The 19,688-nt window shown below is 64.3% G+C and carries 19 protein-coding genes and 1 pseudogene; 15 read left to right on the forward strand and 5 right to left on the reverse strand.

Translation table 11 applies throughout. From position 1 onward, the window contains the following. The 3 genes and pseudogenes from HMPREF1136_RS04490 to HMPREF1136_RS04500 all read right to left on the reverse strand — a co-directional run. Window positions 1-215: pseudogene (locus tag HMPREF1136_RS04490) on the reverse strand (alpha/beta fold hydrolase); the annotation flags it as partial. A 121-nt stretch (window positions 216-336) separates the two neighbouring features. Continuing rightward, window positions 337-666 (reverse strand): branched-chain amino acid transporter permease, encoded by a 330-nt coding sequence (locus tag HMPREF1136_RS04495; protein ID WP_009648150.1) that lies wholly within the window; start codon window positions 664-666, stop codon window positions 337-339. Further along, on the reverse strand, window positions 663-1,451 hold the full coding sequence (locus tag HMPREF1136_RS04500; protein WP_083836229.1) for an AzlC family ABC transporter permease: 789 nt from the start codon (window positions 1,449-1,451) through the stop codon (window positions 663-665). Before HMPREF1136_RS04500 ends, HMPREF1136_RS04495 begins: the two co-directional genes overlap by 4 nt. A 247-nt stretch (window positions 1,452-1,698) precedes the next feature. Here HMPREF1136_RS04500 and HMPREF1136_RS04505 point away from each other — a divergent pair, with 247 nt between their 5' ends. From HMPREF1136_RS04505 to HMPREF1136_RS04520, 4 genes are all read left to right on the forward strand, one after another. Beyond that, entirely contained in the window at window positions 1,699-2,595 is an 897-nt protein-coding gene (locus HMPREF1136_RS04505; protein ID WP_009648147.1) for a cysteine ABC transporter substrate-binding protein, read from the forward strand. 88 nt (window positions 2,596-2,683) lie between these two features. Beyond that, entirely contained in the window at window positions 2,684-3,343 is a 660-nt protein-coding gene (locus HMPREF1136_RS04510) for an amino acid ABC transporter permease (protein ID WP_009648152.1), read from the forward strand. After that, on the forward strand, window positions 3,324-4,001 hold the full coding sequence (locus tag HMPREF1136_RS04515) for an amino acid ABC transporter permease (protein WP_009648159.1): 678 nt from the start codon (window positions 3,324-3,326) through the stop codon (window positions 3,999-4,001). The genes HMPREF1136_RS04510 and HMPREF1136_RS04515 overlap by 20 nt, the downstream gene beginning before the upstream one ends. Then, a complete protein-coding gene (locus HMPREF1136_RS04520; protein ID WP_009648146.1) occupies window positions 3,989-4,756 on the forward strand; it encodes an amino acid ABC transporter ATP-binding protein in 768 nt (255 codons plus the stop codon). Before HMPREF1136_RS04515 ends, HMPREF1136_RS04520 begins: the two co-directional genes overlap by 13 nt. A gap of 819 nt (window positions 4,757-5,575) precedes the next feature. On the opposite strand, the gene HMPREF1136_RS04525 is transcribed toward HMPREF1136_RS04520, so the two are convergent. Continuing rightward, the gene (locus tag HMPREF1136_RS04525; protein WP_009648162.1) at window positions 5,576-6,706 is read right to left on the reverse strand and encodes a ribonuclease H family protein; all 1,131 of its coding nucleotides are present in this window, start codon (window positions 6,704-6,706) and stop codon (window positions 5,576-5,578) included. A 131-nt stretch (window positions 6,707-6,837) separates the two neighbouring features. Between HMPREF1136_RS04525 and HMPREF1136_RS11180 the strand changes: the two genes are divergently transcribed. The 4 genes from HMPREF1136_RS11180 (at window position 6,838) to HMPREF1136_RS04540 (ending at window position 10,421) form a co-directional block, all read left to right on the forward strand. Continuing rightward, on the forward strand, window positions 6,838-7,221 hold the full coding sequence (locus HMPREF1136_RS11180; protein WP_009648153.1) for a hypothetical protein: 384 nt from the start codon (window positions 6,838-6,840) through the stop codon (window positions 7,219-7,221). Beyond that, window positions 7,218-8,177: a hypothetical protein gene (locus tag HMPREF1136_RS04530; protein WP_009648157.1), complete on the forward strand. Its 960-nt coding sequence runs from the start codon at window positions 7,218-7,220 to the stop codon at window positions 8,175-8,177. The genes HMPREF1136_RS11180 and HMPREF1136_RS04530 overlap by 4 nt, the downstream gene beginning before the upstream one ends. A gap of 248 nt (window positions 8,178-8,425) precedes the next feature. Continuing rightward, window positions 8,426-9,148, forward strand: coding sequence for a hypothetical protein (locus HMPREF1136_RS10860; protein ID WP_156791842.1), 723 nt, complete (start codon window positions 8,426-8,428; stop codon window positions 9,146-9,148). Between the two features lie 31 nt (window positions 9,149-9,179). Then, a complete protein-coding gene (locus tag HMPREF1136_RS04540) occupies window positions 9,180-10,421 on the forward strand; it encodes a hypothetical protein (protein ID WP_009648148.1) in 1,242 nt (413 codons plus the stop codon). A 188-nt stretch (window positions 10,422-10,609) separates the two neighbouring features. Here HMPREF1136_RS04540 and HMPREF1136_RS04545 read toward each other — a convergent pair whose 3' ends face one another. After that, window positions 10,610-12,973, reverse strand: coding sequence for a S9 family peptidase (locus HMPREF1136_RS04545; protein WP_034504912.1), 2,364 nt, complete (start codon window positions 12,971-12,973; stop codon window positions 10,610-10,612). Window positions 12,974-13,067: 94 nt separating this feature from the next. On the opposite strand from HMPREF1136_RS04545, the gene HMPREF1136_RS04550 reads away from it, so the two are divergent. The 7 genes from HMPREF1136_RS04550 (at window position 13,068) to HMPREF1136_RS04580 (ending at window position 19,673) form a co-directional block, all read left to right on the forward strand. Beyond that, complete coding sequence (locus HMPREF1136_RS04550) at window positions 13,068-13,658, forward strand: GtrA family protein (RefSeq protein WP_009648164.1); 591 nt, start codon at window positions 13,068-13,070, stop codon at window positions 13,656-13,658. A 28-nt stretch (window positions 13,659-13,686) separates the two neighbouring features. Next, complete coding sequence (locus tag HMPREF1136_RS04555; RefSeq protein ID WP_009648145.1) at window positions 13,687-14,619, forward strand: patatin-like phospholipase family protein; 933 nt, start codon at window positions 13,687-13,689, stop codon at window positions 14,617-14,619. 546 nt (window positions 14,620-15,165) lie between these two features. Further along, window positions 15,166-15,411: a glutaredoxin-like protein NrdH gene (gene nrdH / locus HMPREF1136_RS04560; protein WP_009648163.1), complete on the forward strand. Its 246-nt coding sequence runs from the start codon at window positions 15,166-15,168 to the stop codon at window positions 15,409-15,411. 301 nt (window positions 15,412-15,712) lie between these two features. Continuing rightward, on the forward strand, window positions 15,713-16,129 hold the full coding sequence (nrdI, locus tag HMPREF1136_RS04565) for a class Ib ribonucleoside-diphosphate reductase assembly flavoprotein NrdI (RefSeq protein ID WP_009648158.1): 417 nt from the start codon (window positions 15,713-15,715) through the stop codon (window positions 16,127-16,129). Beyond that, the gene (gene nrdE / locus HMPREF1136_RS04570) at window positions 16,099-18,255 is read left to right on the forward strand and encodes a class 1b ribonucleoside-diphosphate reductase subunit alpha (protein WP_009648156.1); all 2,157 of its coding nucleotides are present in this window, start codon (window positions 16,099-16,101) and stop codon (window positions 18,253-18,255) included. The genes nrdI and nrdE overlap by 31 nt, the downstream gene beginning before the upstream one ends. Before the next feature lie 256 nt (window positions 18,256-18,511). Further along, window positions 18,512-18,916, forward strand: coding sequence for a hypothetical protein (locus HMPREF1136_RS04575; protein ID WP_009648151.1), 405 nt, complete (start codon window positions 18,512-18,514; stop codon window positions 18,914-18,916). Between the two features lie 169 nt (window positions 18,917-19,085). Then, window positions 19,086-19,673, forward strand: coding sequence for a hypothetical protein (locus HMPREF1136_RS04580; RefSeq protein ID WP_009648154.1), 588 nt, complete (start codon window positions 19,086-19,088; stop codon window positions 19,671-19,673). The last annotated feature ends 15 nt before the right edge of the window (window positions 19,674-19,688 follow it).

Genomic DNA, 19,688 nt, shown 5'->3' on the forward strand with positions numbered 1-19,688 from the left:
CCGGTAAACGTGCCGAAACGCGGACTCGGGTAGCCCGGGCCACCCTGCAGGAACACCGCGTAGGGGGAGTCCTCGCGGCCCTTGCGCACGACCTCGCGCGCAAACACCTCAATCGTCGGGTTATCCTCGCCGACCGGGCGCAGGTGATCCAACGGGACTGCAAGGCGGTGCTCGTAAACCGTGTGACCGTGGTGAATGTACGACTCTGTGTGCATGGACACAATGGTAGCGGTTTTGGTGTGGTGCCGTTGCCCTCGGTTTTGCCGGGCGCTGTCGGGCCGGGCTGCTTGATGCGCCCGTGGGTGGCGACCCGCCCGCCCTATCCGCCCGCGCGGGTCAGAGCCAGTTCAGCAGCGCGATGTAGGCGACCGTTCCGGCGCCGACGCTCCACAGGAGCTTGCGGCCGGACAGCAGGTGCACGACGACGGTGATGCCCGTGGCGACCAGCGCCGCCCACCAGCGTCCGCCCGCCACCTGCATGCCCTGGGACAGCGTCGAGAGCACCAGGATCAGCATGATGCCCGGCGGCATCCACACCGCCATGTCGGAGACAAAGCGCGAATCGCGCAGCGGCTCGAGGATCTTGAACGGCAGAGCGCGCAACGTAAAGTCGATGATGAAGACGATCACCAGGAGCGCCAGCAGGTAGCCCAGCGTCGGAGTCACTGTGCACCCCCTTCGGGAGTCGCCTGCCCCTGCCCATCGGCCGAGGCGGGAGATTCGGGGGAGTGGAGGATGCCTCGGCGATGAAGGACGTGACGACCCGCGAGACACGCGACGAATAGCAGGAGTGCCACCAAGAGGCGTTGCGTCGGCGCCACCACCATGGCCACCGCGAAGGATGCGCCGGCCAGGAGGACCGAGGGCAGTGCACGCCTCGTGCGCGCCGCGTCCAGCGTCAGTGTGATGAACAGGGCTGTCAGCGCGAAGTCCAGGCCCTCGATCTGCGTGGGGATCAACGACCCCGCGAACACGCCCACCAGGGCCGATACGACCCACGTCAGATTGAAGAGAACCTGCATCGTCAAGAGCCGAGGCTTCGTCCACCCGTTTGGGCGGGCGGCGGTCAGTGCGTAGGCCTCGTCCACGAGGGCGTACATCGAGAAGAGGCGCGCGAAACGCCCCTCGATGACGTGCAGCGGGAACGAGAACGCGAAAAACAGGAGGCGGAAATTCACCAGCAGCATCGTCACCGCGATGACGGCCAGCGGCGTATTCTGTGCGGCCAGGGTGACGACGAGCAGCTCGGCCGACCCCGAGTACGCGGACAGGGACAGCGCCGGAGCCAACCACCACGGCAGACCCAGCTGGATGACGAGAACGCCGTACGCGAGGCCTAGCGGGATGTATCCGGCGGCAACGGGCGCGGTAATCCGCAGGCCTTCAAGGATTTCGTAGCGGGTAGGCTTCGCCGGCACGGGGAAGTTCACTGTGCGCGGGAGCTTAGGCATGAGTGCAATTCTTGCGCGCTGATCCAGCCAATCGCGAGCGGGCGCACCATAGCATGACGGTTTTCACGTTTTTCTGGGTCCTAGGTCCTGGCGCGGAATCCTGCGGATTGGCAGGACATCTGTTTGTCACATAGTTTCAAAATTGGAAACGCCCCTCGCGCATGCGTGCTCGTAATGGAAACATCAGTGTCAAAGCCAAGTATGCACCTCGGCATAGTTCATTCAAACCCGCAGATCAGGAACCCTCATGAGCGCCACGAACGCACGCATAACGCCATTCCGTCGACTCGCTACGGCCGCCGTCGCCGTGCTCGCAGCCCTTGGCATGGCTGCATGCTCCGGCGGCGCGGGCTCCTCGGCCTCCTCGGGCACTCAGGTCGGCGACCGTAGCCCCGAGCAGATCAAGGAAGCCGGCGAGATCGTCATCGGCATCTTCTCGGACAAGGCCCCCTTCGGCTACATCGACGCCAACGGCAAGCCCGCCGGATACGACGTCGTCTACGGCGACCGCATTGCCGCAGACCTGGGCGTCACCGCCAAGTACGTCCCCGTCGACGCCGCCGCCCGCACCGAGGTCCTCGCCTCCAACAAGGTTGACATCACCCTCGCGAACTTCACCATCACGCCCGAGCGCGCCGAAAAGGTCGACTTCGCGAACCCCTACTTCAAGGTCTCCCTCGGCGTCGTCTCGCCCACCTCAGCCGAAATCACCGACGTGAGCCAGCTGGCCGGCAAGACCCTCATCGTCACCAAGGGCACGACCGCCGAAGCCTACTTCGAGGCCAACCACCCCGAGATCAAGCTCCAGAAATACGACCAGTACTCCGACGCCTACCAGGCCCTTGAGGACGGCCGCGGCGACGCCTTCTCCACCGACAACACCGAGGTCATCGCCTGGGCAATCCAGCACCCCGGCTTCAGCGTCGGCATCAAGAGCCTGGGCGACACCAGCTACATCGCGGCCGCCGTCAAGAAGGGCAACACCGCCCTCCTCGACTGGCTGAACAACGAACTCGTGGACCTCGGCAAGGAAAACTTCTTCCACAAGGACTACGAGCAGACCCTCGCCCCCGTCTACGGTGACGCCGCGACCCCCGACGACCTGGTCGTCGAAGGCGGCGTGGACACCACCTCCACCAACTAATGCAGGCACGAGGCCGTGGCTCCCTGACGGGTTCGCCCACCGCGGGTGATCGCCCGGCGCGGCCACGGCCTCGTCCCTTCGTGTGCATATGAATTACGAGATTCTGGCGCGATACGCGCCCCTCTACGTCGACGCAGCGATCCTCACCCTGAAGATCGCGGCTATCGGTATCGTCGGCTCCCTCGCGCTCGGCCTCCTCGTGGCTGCGATCCGGCACTACCGGATCCCCGTCGCCACCCAAATCGCCGCCGCTTACGTCGAACTGTCACGTAACACGCCCCTGCTCGTGCAGCTCTTCTTCATCTACTTCGGCCTGCCGCGCGTGGGCGTCAAGTGGAGCGGCGAGACCTGCGCGATCGTGGGCCTCATCTTCCTGGGCGGTGCCTACATGGCCGAGGCCCTGCGCTCTGGGCTCGACTCGATCGCCACCATCCAGTGGGAGTCCGCGTCGGCGCTCGGCCTCACGCGCACCCAGACACTGCGCCACGTCGCCCTCCCTCAGGCCATCGCGACCTCCGTGCCGCCGCTGGCCGCCAACGTCATCTTCCTCATCAAGGAAACGTCCGTCGTCTCCGTCGTTGCCTTGCCCGACCTCGTGTACGTCGCGAAAGACCTCATCGGCATGTCCTACAACACCTCCGAAGCGCTGATCCTGCTGGTCATCGCCTACCTGGTGATCCTCCTGCCCGTGTCCATCGCGGCCCGACTCATCGAAAAGAAGGTGCGCCGTGGCGGATTTGGGAATTAACGTCATCTTCGAAGGCCGCAACCTCGTGCGCATCCTCGAGGGCCTCGGCGTCACCGTCGGCATCTCCGCGCTGTCCGTCGTGCTGTCCCTGATCCTCGGCGTCTTCGTCGGCCTCGGCATGCGCTCACGCTGGCGAGCCCTGCGCTGGCTCATGCAGCTCTACCTCGAGTTCGTGCGCATCATGCCACAGATCGTCCTCCTCTTCGTCGCCTACTTCGGACTCACGCGCGTCGCGGGGATCAACCTGGACGGCATCACCGCGTCCGTCCTCGTCTTCACCCTGTGGGGCGGCGCCGAAATGGGCGACCTCGTACGAGGCGCGCTCATCGCCATCCCGCGCCACCAGTATGAGTCAGCCTACGCTCTGGGACTCACCCCGAAGCAGACCATGCGCCGTGTCATCCTGCCGCAAACCCTGCGCAGGCTCGCGCCCCCGGCCGTCAACCTCATCACCCGCATGATCAAGACGACGTCCCTCGTCGTCCTCATCGGCGTCGTCGAAGTCCTCAAAGTCGGACAGCAGATCATCGACGCCAACCGCTTCAACTACCCGACCGCCTCGCTGTGGATCTACGGCCTGATCTTCGCGCTGTACTTCCTCATCTGCTGGCCCATCTCGCTCCTCTCACGCCACATGGAGAAAACATGGCAGAACTGACCTCCGACCCGCAGCTGCGCCTCGTCGACCTCGACAAGACCTACCCCGGCGGGCACCACGCCCTGCGCGGCGTCTCCCTCGACGTCGCCGACGGTGAAGTCGTCGTCATCATCGGGCCCTCCGGCTGCGGCAAGTCCACGCTCCTGCGCACGATCAACGGCCTCGAACCCATCAACTCCGGGCAGATCCTCTTCGACGGGACCGACCTGGCGGCCCCCGGCGTCTCCTGGCCCGAGGTTCGCCGCCGCATCGGCATGGTCTTCCAGTCCTACGAACTCTTCCCCCACCTCACCGTCATGGGGAACCTGACGCTCGCCCCCGGCCTCGTCGCCGGAGAATCGCGCGCCGACGCGAGCGCGCGGGCGCAAAAACTGCTCGAGCGCGTCGGCCTGGCGGACCGCGCCGACGACTACCCGCGCCAGCTCTCCGGCGGCCAACGCCAGCGCGTCGCCATCGTGCGCGCCCTCATGATGAACCCCGAGATCCTCCTCCTCGACGAGGTCACCGCCTCCCTCGACCCGGAAATGGTGCGCGAGGTCCTCGACGTCGTCCTCGAGCTGGCGCGCACCGGCATGACGATGCTCATCGTCACCCACGAGATGGGCTTCGCCCGCGCGATCGCGGACCGCATCGTCTTCATGGACGCGGGCCGCATCGTCGAGGTCGACCCGCCGCGCAAGTTCTTCGCGGACCCGTCCTCGGATCGCGCGCGCAAGTTCCTCGACATCTTCAGCTTCGAGGGCGCCAAGCTCTAAGAGCTTGTCTGCTTGTTGGTGCCCGTGGGCGGCGGCCCGCCCGCGAGATCGCCACACGCGAGCCTGCGGCTCGGAGTGGTCGATCTCGAAGCCCGGCCAGGCCCTGCCGCCGCCCATGGGCGCCGCGGCCAGGCCCAGTAGTCCATGAGGTTCCACTGGTGCCCTCCGGGCAGCAGGGGATCGGCGTGTCATCTCGAAGCCCGGCCAGGCCTTGCCGCCGCCCATGGGCGCCGCGGCCAGGCCCAGTAGTCCATGAGGTTCCACTGGTGCCCTCCGGGCAGCAGGGGATCGGCGTGTCATCTCGAAGCCCGGCCAGGCCTTGCTGCCGCCCACGGGCACCGCAGTCTGGGCGAGCAGTATGTTCGGCCAGGCATGATCCGCGTTTTAGCTTGTTTCTAATTGGTGTTACACCACTTAGCGGAGCATTACAACAGCTCGGAGGTGGTGTAATGCCCCCTAACTGGTGCAATCCTCCTTAACTGGTGTAACGCTCCCTATCTGGTGCAGTGTCGCGCAGGTGCCGTTGGGGCTCGCGGATAGGAAACGGTTATGTGGATAGGTTATGAAGATACGGATAGGTTACGACGATGCGGATACCTTAATAACCTATCCGCATGCGCATAACCTATCCGCATGCGCGCAACCTTTCCGCGTGAGGGGCGCTCGACCCGCTGGAGCTCTGGGTTGGGCCGGGACGCATGCGGCTGGCTGTCGAGACGTAATCTCCGCGCTGTGGCCCGCTGCCTCGCGGGATTATCTAACGCGCCCTGTGCCTGCAAGCTGTTCATGCCCGCGAACGCCTGCCCGCGATGGTCCGCTTCAGCCGATCAGCGTCGACTGGTGGTGCACCATGACCAGACGAGCCTCGCCAGAGGTTGCCGGTGCCCACACGCTGGATTCCAGCGACGCGCCGCCCTCCCAACGCACCCGGTAGCGGGTCAGGAACGATCCGCCCAGGTCGTGAGCGTCAATGCGGCCGATGGACGGCGATGCAGGAGAGGGCCCCGCCAGCGTCGTCGTCGCGCCGCCGCCCGGCCAGATGCGCGTCGTGCGCCCATCCGTCATGGACGCCAGCGCCTCCTCGTCGCCGCCGGTCCACGCCAGGATGAACTCGCGCTCGCGGGCAACCGCATTCTCCGTGGTTATCGCGAGCTCACTCACCGACGAGGCCGGGGCCGCCTCCGCGGGTTCACTCGGCTCAGCAGAAGCAGAGAAAACGCTGGGGTGAGAACGGAAAGTCGACGTAGTGGCTTCGTCGGTGGCGCCGTGTGAAGCGGATGTTGACGTCGATGCGGTCGCGGTTTCCCCATGTTTGCTCGGGCGTGCGGGCGCTGCGGCAGCCTTGTCGGCCTCGGCGTGACGCTTTCCGGCAGGTGTGCTCGCGCCGGACTCCACAGCATCGTGCGGCTCGGCGGCCACGGACGCAGCGGCAGCACCCCCGGGCACCCGATCCGCAGACCCGCGCGACCCACGTGACCCGCGGCCAGCGCCCCCAAACCCCGGACCCGGCTCGGGTGTACGCCCGGCCTGGTAGGCCTCGGCGCACCCTCGCGCGAGGTCATCGGCGCGCTCGTTCATGTGGTGCCCGGCGTGGCCTTTGACCCATTCGAAGGTGACGCGGCGCCCTTCCATGGCGCGGTCGATCTCCTGGATCAGCTCCAGGTTCTTGATGGGTTTCTTGTCGGCTTTTGTCCAGCCGCGCTTTTTCCAGCCGAGTCGCCACTTGGACACGACGTTGATCGCGTACTGCGAGTCGGCGAGGATGTGCAGTTCTTCGCCGGTCTGGGCCGTGGCCTGAAGCAGGCGCAGGATGGCGGTCAGCTCACCCAGGTTGTTGGTGCCCTTCGGCCAGCCGCCCGCGTCCCACGTGTCCTCGTCCACGTACCAGGCCCACCCCGCGGGTCCGGGATTGCCGAGGGAAGAACCGTCTGCCGCCGCCGTAATCGTCATGCCCTCATCCTATCGGCATCGCACGTGCCTGATCGGAAGAGGGACGAGGCCGGGGTCGCCTCGGCCTTGTCCTCTACACTCTGGGGGTGGGCGTGGCCGCGCCCGCTGCCGCGACGAGAGGGACAACGGGCATGGGGGATCGCCTGGGCGAGCAGCGCCAGACGGGTGCCGATGGGAAAGTGCACGGTGGTCCGACGAGGCCGAGGCGCGCCCGCCGATGGGCTCTTTTCGTCGTTGTGCTCTCGGTTGCCGCGCTGGCGTGGAGCTGCGTTTTTCACGGGAAATTAACCCGAAAGCCGGTCACTTTTTTGACGACGGGTGACGCCGTGATCGCGCTGCGGATCGGGCGCGGATGGACGACGGTGGCCCAGGATGAGCCGTACTATGACGGCTGGATCGTGCTCCTCGACGCCCAGGGGAGAGGCCAGGTGGCGTCCGTTGACGAGGTGGTCACGGGGACGTGCTCTGGAGTGATCGTGGTGTCTTTTTTGGTTCGTCGAGCCATGACTACGTGACGACGGACAGCGGAACGCAGCAGGTTGCGCGCAGGTATGTGCGTGATGAGGACGTTCAGCGCTACGAGCTTTCCGGCGGAACACTCGCCATCGTGAAAGAGGAAGGCGCGGGGTATCGGGTTGACTCCGTGCGCTCCGATGGAACCACGTCGAGTGTCGACAATGCAGGCATGCGCGGGGACGTCGGCCAGTGTGGGTCGCGGATCTTGGTGATCACGGACACCGTGCGTTCCGAGAGTATTAGGTCGGCAGCTTTCGAGGCTTACGCTGCCCAGTCGGATGGCAGCGTTCCGGAGGCTCTGATGGTGGTCGTTCAGCTCACTGACCATGATGGCGACACTCCTCCGGTTCTCGCGGTCGCGCCGATGATCGACGGCTTGTCGTCGCGACAGCGCATGTTCGACTGTGAGGGGGATGTCATCACGATGCCGAGCGTGCGGGAGGACGAGGCCAGTGCCTCGTTTAGCGGTACGGAGAGCGAGCGGAGAGACCTGGTTCTTCAGCGGTGGGACCTGTCGACGGGGCAGCGCACGATTGTTCCCGTGGTTGACGAGGCTGGAAACCCTATCGATCTGGATGAAGGTCAGGGTGTCTCTGACTACGTGGCGATCCGCGTGAACGACGAGTACAGGTTCGTGTCGTGGGGTGGAGATGCTTTCGCCGTCGACCCGGCTAGCGGCCAGGGGCGTTACTTGTTTTCGCTTGATGCGCCGACGTATGGGCCGGATGGCTACCTGGCGACGTTCCAGGTGAGTGAGAGCGGTGTCTACGTGCTCAAGGACCGCCGCGCTGACCGCGTCGTGACGCTCTCGTACAGGCCGTGGGAAGGCGGACAGTGGCGCGATATCTTCACGACACAGGATCTAGCGTGGTACCTCAGGGAGGGTGTTGTGACGGGTGCGCTGGACATTCAGTCCTTCTCCCTGCGCCCCGGCTGGGACGGCGGCGCGCAGTAACGCTGTCTGTCTGTCTGTCCGGGGTTCGTGCCCGGTTGGGACGTAACTCGATGGGACGAGGCCGGGGTTACGCCTCGTGGTCGGTGTGGCGGATGTGGTTGGATGGGGCGTCATAGTCGCGCATGTAGCATGCGCCGGGCTGCTTGTCAGATGTGGCAAATCGTTGAAATGTAGCCATAGAATTCTGTACACTTATCTCGTGGTGCTGATTGCATCGTTCGTTTCAATGATGAGATTGGATGAGAATCATGAGCTACAAATCGAGATTTTTTGCGATGGTGGCCGCTGCTTTGCTGGTTGTGTCCCTCCCGTCTGCTGGGTATGCCGCTGGGCAGACTGAGGAGGAGCTTGCGCGTCAGATCCAGGCATATGTACCGGGTGTGGGCGTCGATGACATCCTCGCAGGTGCGCGCGAGTGGTCGGCTGAGTCGGGACAGGATGTGCGTACTGTGCTTGAAGATGCTCTGGAACAGGCTCGTGACAATCAGGCCGTTCAACGACGGTCGGGGATTTCAGAGCGTGGATCAGGTGTTCGGGATACTGAGCTGCGTAAGTCGGACTACAAAGGTGACGTATTCTATGAGCCTGTGTGGCCAGCTGGGCACGTAGGTATTTTTGGTGGGAATGACTGGATTGTCGAAGCGCCCGGTGTTGGCCAGGTGTCGCATTGGAAATGGGTGTGGGATAAAAGGGTCCTCTCGGGGACACGGTATTTTTATTACCACGTGTCGCAGGCGACTCAGGATGCGGCTGCTGACTACGCCTATAATAACCTTCTTGAGCGTCCCTATAACATTAATTTTGCTGTGAATAAAGGAATGAATCCTCATCGATTGAATTGTTCGCAGCTGGTCTGGTTTGCTTATGTGAGGACGACGGGGACTGATATTGATGGTAATGGCGGTATGGGAGTTTATCCCAGGGATCTTACTGTCGGGTCATTACCCTATAATTACAAGACTATTTGGTAAATTGCTAATGGTGAGAAATGCGGTGACATGCATGGTGATCGCTCTTGCTGCGTTACTTTGTGTGTCGTGTTCGGCAGGTGGGGATATTCGTGTTGTCTCGATTGAGCAGGTCAGTCCGGGCGAAGCGAACATCGTCGTGCGCATCAGCAATGGAGACTCGGCAGATAAGACGGGTTATCGCATGCGTGAAGGTTATATCGCCTTCTTGCATGATGATGGGACTGGAATTGTCGGCACCGCAGGTGCCATGGAGGGGGCATCTGTTCTCTGGTCGCCCCGCGGCGTCACATACGGGACCGAGACCTATGAGTACCTCACGACAGATGAGGGGACAACGCGTTTCACGCGTGAAACATCGAAACCATACGAGCTGCAGCGCTACGAGTTTCCGAACGAAGATGTGGGGGCGCTCTTTGTCCTTCAAGGACAACAAACCGTCGACGTATTAGGCGCCGGGGGGACGCTGACATCGGTAGCTAACGCCGGTATTTTTCAGAATAACGGGCAGTGTGGGTCTCGTATCGTGTCGATCACCGATACGAAGCTGGCTCCGTCTGTTGCATCAGCGGCTTTTGAGGCGTATTCCGCGCAGTCGAATGACGGTGAAGTACCGGAGAATATGGCGGTCGTTGTTCAGCTTACGGATCATGACGGTGATGTACCGCCGGTTCTTGCGGTCGCACCGATGATCGATGGGCTGACGTCGGGACAGAACATGTTCTCCTGTGAGGGTGATGTGGTGACGATGCCGAGTTTCCAGGCGACCTACCCCAACGCTTCGCGTGATAACGGACTCGATGCGAATGTGGGAACGATGGTTCTCCAGCGATGGGATCTATCCACGGGCCAGCGCACGATCATTCCCGTAGTCGATGCGGAGGGGGGTGCCATAGAACTGAATGAAGAGCGCACGATCCATCTGTATGAGGGGATCCAGGTGGGTAATGACTACAGGTTCATCAGTGCAAACGGTGACGCTTTCGCGGTCGACGTGACCAGTGGGCAGGGACGTTACCTGTTTTCTATTCCCTCGCGGAGCCGTGACCATTCGACGGTGTTCCAGGTGACTGCGACCGGTGTGTATGCACTTGAGGATCGCGGCGATGATCGTGTCGTCACCCTGTTCTACAGGCCATGGGACGGGGGAGAGCAGAGGGAACTGTTCACGACATCAGACCTTGGCCGCTACCTCAAGGGGACGGCTCTCACGGGGCAGATGGACATTCAGTCCTTTGCGCTGCGCCCCGGCTGGGACGGCGGCGCGCAGCAGTAACGCGGCGCAGCGCTGTAACGCAGCGAGGTAACACAGCGCACGCTCGCGCCGTATCGTGCGTGGCGGCACCGTGCGTAGCGCGACAGTGGGGGCGGTCTTCCAACGAAGACCGCCCCCACCTGCGTGTGCCGTTAACAGGCACCGACCACTCGCGAGCTGCATCAACCGCTCGTCAGCGGCCCATGCCGTTACACCGTGACGCCCACCTGGCCCAGCGCGAAGGCGAACTCCTCGCAGCGCGCCGCCCACCGGCCCTCGCGCCCGGAGGGGCCGGCGTGCCCGGCGACCATCTCGGTGCGCAGGATGATCGGACGCTCACGCGGGTCACGCGCGGGAACAGAACCGGCCCCGGCCTCGTCCGTGGAGGGCACCTGGCCGGTGGCCTCGCGCAGGCGCTGCACCCACTTGGTGGGCTCGACGAACTCGACGCGCGTGTCGTTGACCGAGGTCGTCGCCATGATCGCGGGCAGGAGCGCGCCGTCGGGCACGTTCTCGTACGGCGTGTAGCGGCTCATCGCATCGAACACGGCGTGCGAGGTGAGCGGATTGCCCCACTCCTCCCACTCGCCGACGGTGAGCGGCAGGGTCGGGTCCAGGATCGTGGTGAGCGCGTCCACGAAGGGCACGCCCGCCAGGATCGCGCGGAAGCGGTCGGGGGCGGCATTGGTGACCGCGCCCATGAGCAGGCCTCCGGCGCTGCGGCCCTCCGCGACCAGGCGGCCGGGTGCCACCCACCCGGAGTCGACCAGCCAGTCGGCCACGTCAATGAAGTCCGTGAACGTGTGTTCCTTGACCAGCTCCTTGCCGTCCTCGTACCAGGCGCGGCCCATCTCGCCGCCGCCGCGCACGTGCGCGATCACGTAGACGGTGCGGCGCAGGATCGGCAGGCGCAGGGTCTCGAACTCGGGGTCGTAGCTGACCTCGTACGAGCCGTACCCGATCTGCCAGCCCGCGTGCGTACCGTCCGGGCGCGCGTCGCGGTGGTGGATGAGGGTGACGGGGATGCGGGTCGCGCCGTCGCGCGCGAGCACCCACACGCGCTCCTCGACGTACTCGGCGGGGTCCCAACCGGGTGCCTCGCGGGTGCGCAGGGTCCGCACGCCAAGGGCCGCGGTCTCGCTTGTGTCCTCGGGGGACGAGGCCGGGGCCGGGTTCGGCAGTGAAACCTCGGCAACCGTGGGCGGCACGGTCTGCGATTGGAACTCTACGCGCAGCGGATCGGTCCACGGGGTCGGCACGGTCGTGATCGTGCGTACCGGGGCGTCCACTTCGACGCGCCGCCACGTGGGCTTTTCCTCGCGGCGGTCCCACACGTCAATCTGCGTGAGCGAACCCGAACGAAGCGAGAGTGCCACGTAGTCCGCGTGGGCCTCGACGTCGGTGATGCGCTCGCCGGGTCCGGGGCTGCGCAGCGGCTCCCAGGACTCGAACGGGGTGAGGGGCGCGGGTTCGTCCTCCGGCAGGGGAGTGCCGGGCGTGCGATCCGCCAGCGCCTGGCGGCTGTACGCGGGGGAGGACGTCATGCCCAACTGTGCCAATGCCTCGGGCGAACCCCCTGCGGGCAGCATCGCCTGCGCGAGCGAGCCCTCCTGCGTCAGCCCCGTATGCACGATGAAGAGGCGATCCCCCGCCGAATCCGCCGTCACCAGCGTGCGGGGGCGCACCGACATGAGCGGCAGCGGGCGCACGGAGGGGTGGGCGGGCAGCCACAGCCACGCGCGGCCCGCGGTCGACGACGAGGAATGAATGACGACGTGCCCCGGGAAACCCGAGGGCGCGAACCCCATCTCGAAGCCCTCGTCCGGCTCGACCAGCAGCAGCTCGTCGGCCTCGCGAGGCGTGCCCACGCGGTGCAGCCACACGTCGCACGCGCGCCACGCGTCGTCCACGCCCATGTAGATAAAGGACTTCGAGTCGTCCGACCACGCGAAGCCGTACCCGGCGTCCACCACGGCCTCGTCGATGACGCGGCCCGACGCTTCCTGCACGACCCACGTGTAGCGCTCATCCCCGCTCGTGTCCCGCGCCCACGCGATCAGGCGCCCATCCGGGGACGGGTACAGGTCCGCCAGGCGGAAAAACTCCTGCCCGCGCGCCCACTCGTTCTCATCGACGAGGAGCTCCTCGCCCCGCGTGGGCACGCCCGGAGACGGGACGAGCGGGACCAGCACCCCGGCCTCGTCGCGCTCGACCGGCGCACGGTGATGCGTCGCGTAGGACTGGCCCTCCGCGAAACGCCGGAAATACCAGAACTCGCCCTCGCGGATCGGAACCGTCACGTCGGTGAGCGCCGTGGAAGCCTTGACCTCCTCCACGAGGCGCGCGGCCGCCTCGCGCGTCGGCTCGGTCACCGCGTCCGCCCACGCGTTCTCCGCCTCCAGGTGTGTGCGGACCTCGGGGTTATCGCCGTCGCGCAACCAATCCCACGGGTCATCAAAATGCTGTCCGAACTGGTCGCGCACCCGATACCCGTAACGTTTCGGGGCAACCGGGGGAGTATTTGGCGAGGCCTGGGGTGCCTCTCGCGGGATCGTCTCAGTCATGGGGACCATCTTAGAGGCGACGACCTGCGGGGCGGTGGCGTGGCGATGCCGACATACTGAACCGACGGTAGAAGCGCATGCGCGGGCATGCGACACTAGGGGAGTGAACGACGAACAACGCCCGCGCGGATCCGCTGCCGCGCTCGAACCCGCGGCCCCTGCGCTCGAATCCGTGGCGCTCGCGGACCCGCCCGCGTCTCGTCCCCAGCCCGGCACTCCAGGACACGTGAACGAGGGGGCCGCCCCGGCCTCGTCCCTCCCCCAGCGCGCCCTGGCCTGGACGCGCGAATTCATCCAATTCGGACTCGTCGGAGCGACCGCGTTCATCGTCGATATGGGGCTGTTCAACCTCCTCCAACACGGGCCGCTCGGCGTCCTCGCCGGCCACCCCAACGCCGCGCAATTCATCGCAGCCGCGACCGCCACGCTCTACTCGTGGATCGCCAACCGCCTGTGGACCTACCGCGGTCGCACCCAAGACAACGCCACCCGCGAAGCCATCCTCTTCTTCGTCGCCAACATCTGCGGCATCGCCATCTCACAGTTCTGCCTGCTGTTCACGCACGACATCCTGGGACTCACCTCGGCGCTGGCCGACAACATCGCCGTCTACGTCGTCGGATTTGTGCTCGGCACCGCATTCCGATTCTTCTTTTATCACTACGTGGTCTTCACCGGACGTACGCGCGCGTAGGTTTGACGCCCGGCGGTAGGGTCGAAACGTGAAGGAAACGGCAGAACACTATCCGACCCCCGAAGAATCCATCGCCACGATGGTCACCATCGACGACACCGCCCTCGTGTTCGAAGGCGGCGGCATGCGCAACGCCTACACGGCCGCGCTCGTCAGCCGACTCATCGCCGAAGGTATCAACTTCCCCCATATTTCCGGTGTGTCCGCTGGATCCAGTCACCTGTGCAACTTCACCTCCCGCGACGCGATCCGCTCCCACGCGACCTTCGTCGACCTCGTCGAAGACCCTGAATTCGGTGGCCTCAAGCACTTCCGTAAAGGACACGGCTACTTTAACGCCGAGTACATCTACCAGCAGATCTGCTACCCCGACGGTGTCCTGCCCTTCAACATGGACACCTTCCTGGCAAACCCGGCCACCACGCGCGTCGCCACTTTCAATGCCTCGCGCGGTGAAGAACGCTGGTTTTCCAAGGAGGAAATGAGCACGCTGGACGCGCTCGGTCCCATCGTCCGGGCCTCCTCCACGCTGCCGATCCTCATGCCACCCGTCGAAATCGACGGCGACACCTACGTCGATGGCGCGCTCGGCCCCAACGGTGGGCTCCCCTTCGATCAGCCGCTGCGCGAAGGCTACCGCAAGCTCCTCGTCGTCCTCACGCGCCCCCGCGACTACGTCAAGGCCCCCATGCCCGCCAGCGTCGGCGCGCTCCTGCGCACCGCATACCGCCAGTTCCCGTCCGTTTTTGAAGGTGTGGCGCAGCGCCCCGACCGCTACAACGCCGGGCGTAAGTTCCTCTTCGAACTCGAGGAACGAGGCCAGGCCTACGTGTTCGCGCCCGACAACCTGTGGATCAATAACACCGAGTCTCGGCGCGAACGCCTGGAAGCCACCTACCGTGCTGGCCTGGTCCAGGCTGTGCGCGAAATGCCCGCGATCAAGGCGTTCCTGGGGCTGTAGGGGTTTCTGGATTCCCCGTGGCGCGTGCCCCGCGCAGCTTTCCGCGGCATTTCAAGCATTCGATCGAGATAGTGCCCAACCCCTACATCTAGGGGCGCTTATCTGCCAAGGACCCCTAGATGTGGGGGCGCGACACGCCCAAGACCCCTCTCGTTGATGGTGATGCGTAACACGATTCACGTGGTCGGAGGCGGGTTATGCACAGCATGGTGACGACCCTGTCCACAGTGCGCACAGGGTGCAGGGGCCTCTGGAGGACTCTCGTTTTACCTGCTTGGTGAGGCGAAAACCCACGTGTTTGCGCGCATCTGCGAGGGCCTTCGTCAGGGGCGCGTCAAGCATGTGATCAAGGAGTGTGATCCTGAGTGCCCGCTCTGTCCACAGGTATGCGCCCCTCGTCCACAGTCGAGGCGGTGCACACAACATCTAGGGGTCGGTTGCGAGGATGGCCCCAAGGTGTAGTGTTGTGGTGTTCGCGGCGAACGAGCCGCCAGAGAGTCAATTAGGTAAGCAACGTCCGGCCCCAAGCCGCAAGGAGACACGAACATGTCGATCACCGTCTACTCCAAGCCCCGCTGCCCGCAGTGCGACGCGACCTACCGCGCCCTCGACAAGCAGGGCATCTCCTACGAGAAGATCGACGTCACCCAGGACGCAGAATCCCTCGCCTTCATCAAGGGTCTCGGCTACCAGCAGGCCCCCGTCGTCGTAGCCGGCGAGGATCACTGGTCCGGCTTCCGCCCCGACCGCATCAAGGCCATCGCCGCCGCAGCCCTGGCGATGTCGGCCTGAGGCGCGTCGACAAGCCCCGGCCACTCGGCCGGGGCTTTCGCATGTCCGGGTAGGGACGAGGCCGGGGCAACCCCGCGCAAACGCGCAGATACGGGTCGCGCGGTGAGGAATGCGACAAGCCATGTGACCAGGGGAAATGCCTGAACAGTGCGGCTAGCACACCTGCCCCATCCGGGCGCGCTCACGAGGCCTGCTACTGCGTCAATGATCCCACAAGGGGACACGCCCCCACGTCACCGCGCCCAGGCCTCGTCAGTGAGACACTAGAAGCTCACCGTCCCGACAAGTCGGAAGGAACACCATGGGCATCGTCGTCTACTTCTCGTCGGCGACGGGCAACACCCGCCGTTTTGTTGAAAAGCTTGGCCTCCCGGCTGCGCGGATCCCGTTGCGCCCCAAGGATGAGCCGCTGCGCGTGCGCGAGGAGTACGTGCTGATCGTGCCGACCTACGGGGGTGGCAATATTAAGGGCGCGGTTCCTAAGCAGGTCATCAAGTTCCTCAACAATCCCGAGAATCGTGCCCTGTGTAGGGGCGTTATCTCGTCGGGTAATACCAACTTCGGCAAGGCCTACTGCATCGCGGGCGATATCATCGCGGCCAAGCTGGGGGTTCCCCACATGTATAAGTTCGAGCTCCTTGGCACGCCTGAGGATGTCTCCAGAGTTCGCGAAGGACTGGAACAGTTTTGGCAGAAAACTACACCGACACAGGCGTAGAGGAAGCTCTCTCCCCGGAGCTGGACTACCACGCGCTGAACGCACAGCTTAACCTGTACGACGCGGACGGACGCATCCAGTTTGACGCGGATCGTAAGGCCGCTCGCCAGTACTTCCTCCAGCATGTCAACCAGAACACGGTGTTCTTCCATGACCTGGAGGAAAAGCTGAAGTACCTGGTGGATGAGGGCTACTACGAGCAGCACGTCCTGGATCAGTACGACTTCGCGGATATTAAGGCGCTGTATAAGCAGGCCTACGCCCACAAGTTCCGCTTCCCGACGTTCCTGGGCGCGTTCAAGTACTACACGTCGTACACGCTCAAGACCTTCGACGGGAAGCGCTACCTGGAGCGCTTCGAGGATCGCGTCGCCATGGTGTCTCTGTACCTGGCGCGCGGCGACATCGAGCTGGCTCGCAGCTTCGTTGACGAGATCATGACGGGCCGCTTCCAGCCGGCCACCCCGACCTTCCTCAACGCCGGCAAGGCGGCGCGCGGCGAGCTGGTGTCCTGCTTCCTGTTGCGCATCGAGGACAACATGGAGTCGATCGCGCGCGGCATCAACTCTGCGTTGCAGCTGTCCAAGCGCGGCGGCGGCGTCGCCCTGCAGCTGACGAACCTGCGTGAGTCGGGTGCCCCGATTAAGAAGATTCAGAACCAGTCCAGCGGCGTCGTGCCCGTCATGAAGCTGCTCGAGGACTCCTTCTCCTACGCGAACCAGCTGGGCGCGCGTCAGGGCGCGGGTGCCGTGTACCTGCACGCGCACCACCCGGACATCATGCAGTTCCTGGACACCAAGCGCGAGAACGCGGACGAGAAGGTCCGTATCAAGACGCTGTCCCTGGGCGTCGTCATCCCGGACATCACGTTCGAGCTGGCACGCAAGAACGAGGACATGTACCTGTTCAGCCCCTACGACGTGGAGCGCGTGTACGGCGTGCCCTTCTCCGAGATCTCGGTGACGGAGAAGTACCACGAGATGGTGGACGACGGCCGCATCCACAAGCGCAAGATCAACGCGCGTCGTTTCTTCCAGACGATCGCGGAGATCCAGTTCGAGTCCGGTTATCCCTACATTGTCTTCGAGGACACGGTGAACAAGGCGAACCCGATCAAGGGCCGCATCACCATGTCGAACCTGTGCTCGGAGATCCTGCAGGTGTCCGAGGCCTCGACCTACAACGATGACCTGTCGTACTCGCACGTCGGCAAGGACATCTCCTGCAACCTGGGTTCGCTCAACATCGCGAAGACCATGGATTCCCCGGACTTCTCTAAGACGATTGAGATGGCGATCCGCGGCCTGACGGCTGTGTCCGACCTGTCGGACATCGGTTCGGTGCCGTCGATTGCGCGCGGCAACGCGATGAGTCACGCGATCGGTCTGGGCCAGATGAACCTGCACGGGTACCTGGCGCGCGAGCACGTGCACTACGGGTCCGAGGAGGCGCTGGACTTCACGAACATGTACTTCATGACGGTCCTGTTCGAGGCCATCAAGGCCTCGTGCACAATCGCGCGCGAGCGCGGTGAGCGCTTCGAGGGCTTCGAGGACTCCGCGTACGCGTCGGGCGAGTTCTTCCGCAAGTACATTGACGAGGAGTGGGCACCCGCCACGGACAAGTGCCGCGAGCTGCTCGCCGCCTCGTCCATCAAGGTCCCGACCCAGGCGGACTGGGAGGCCCTGGCTGCCGACGTCGCCACGTACGGCATGTACAACCAGAACCTGCAGGCGGTTCCGCCGACGGGTTCTATCTCGTACATTAACAACTCGACGTCGTCGATTCACCCGATCGTGTCCCGCGTGGAGATCCGCAAGGAAGGCAAGATCGGCCGCGTCTACTACCCGGCACCGTACATGACGAACGAGAACCTGGAGTACTACCGGGACGCGTACGAGATCGGCCCGGAGAAGATCATCGACACCTACGCGGTGGCCACCCAGCACGTGGATCAGGGCCTGTCGCTCACGTTGTTCTACCCGGACACGGTGACGACGCGTGACCTGAACAAGTCCTACATTTACGCGTGGAGGAAGGGCATCAAGACTCTGTACTACATGCGCCTGCGCCAGATGGCCCTGGAGGGCACGGCGGTTGAGGGCTGCGTGTCCTGCATGCTGTGATGCTTCGTTGAGTGGCGCGGGGGTCGGGAAACCGGTCCCCGCGCCGTTTTCTGCGCGCGGACGAGGCGGGGGCGGGGCTTCGTGGGCGCGGCAAGCTGGGTGCGCTGTGGGTGTGGGACGAGGCCGGGTAGCGTGCGTGGGACGAGGCCGGGGCAGGGCCGCGCGTGAGGGCTGAGCCAGCCCAGGCCTCGCCGCTGAGCATCTGGCGCGTTAGGATCGGTCGAGCATCTGCCGGACAACGATTGTGGAGTGACGCATGAGTGATCCCATCAACCCCTACCCGCAGCAGGCACCTTACGGCCAGGGGGATACAGGCTACGGGCCGGGCTACGGTCCGCAGGGTTTCCCCGGCTACCAGGCTTCGCCTTTCGCGGTGCAGCGCGTCCAGTCGAACGCGTCGACGGTCCGCACCTTGTCCTTCCTGAGTTTTCTGTTCGGCGGCCTCATGCTGTCGGGCGCGATGTGGATCTGGTCCGACAAGCTGATCGAGGAAGCCCGACTCGCGGGCGTGCCGATGCCCCTGATGAACGAACTCGCGAGCGCCCGATCAGCCGCCAAGATGTGCTCGATCATTCATCTTGTAGTCCTCGGCGTTGCCCTGGTGGTCCTCATCGTCATCGTGGCGGTGTGGGGATTCTTGTTGGCGTCGATCTCGAGCTGATGAGCGTTGCGCCACGCGGCTCCCGAGGTCTGTCCCCGGAACAAGAGTAGCAGCGGGGGCGGAGCGATCAGTGATTCCCGGTGGGTATCTGGGTCCACCCACAGTGCCGACAGCGGTCTGCGATACCATGAGCCGTAGATTCATGAGAGACAGTCACTGGGAGTAATGGATGAGCGATCCCGAGAATATCTTTGCGCAGCAGGTGTCCGACGACTACATGGCCCTCGAACGGCAAGGGAAGAGCGACCAGCAGGGTCCCTATAGCCAGCAGGAAGCGTACGGTCAGGCGGGATACGGTCAGCAGGTCGCGTATGGTCAGCAGGGTCCTTACGGTCAGGCGGGATACAGCCAGGCACCTTACGGTCAGCAGGGTCTCTACGGCCAGGCGGGATACGGTCAAGCGGGATACGGCCAGCAGGGGCCCTACGGTCAGGCGGGATACGGCCAGCCCGTGTATGGTCAGCCCCTGTATGCGTCGCCAGCCAACTACGAGTACGAATCAATTCGCTCCAGCGCAATGATCGTCATGTGCATGGCCGGCATCAGCTTCTTCATTGCCCCGATTATTCTGTCTGTTCCCGCCTGGGTATGGGGGCACTCGCTTGTCTCAAAGGCACGGTCGATTGGGGCCCCACAGGACGTTGTGGACCGTGCGCGCGCGGGCTGGCTCGCCGCGATGATCATTTCGATCCTGCAAATTAGCGGCTTCGTCTTGTTCATTGTGATCTTTTGGATGGCCCTTGCGTCGCAATCATGACCTCGTGCGGGCGGG

The organism is Actinomyces sp. ICM47 (assembly GCF_000278725.1).
Lineage (GTDB): Bacteria > Actinomycetota > Actinomycetes > Actinomycetales > Actinomycetaceae > Pauljensenia.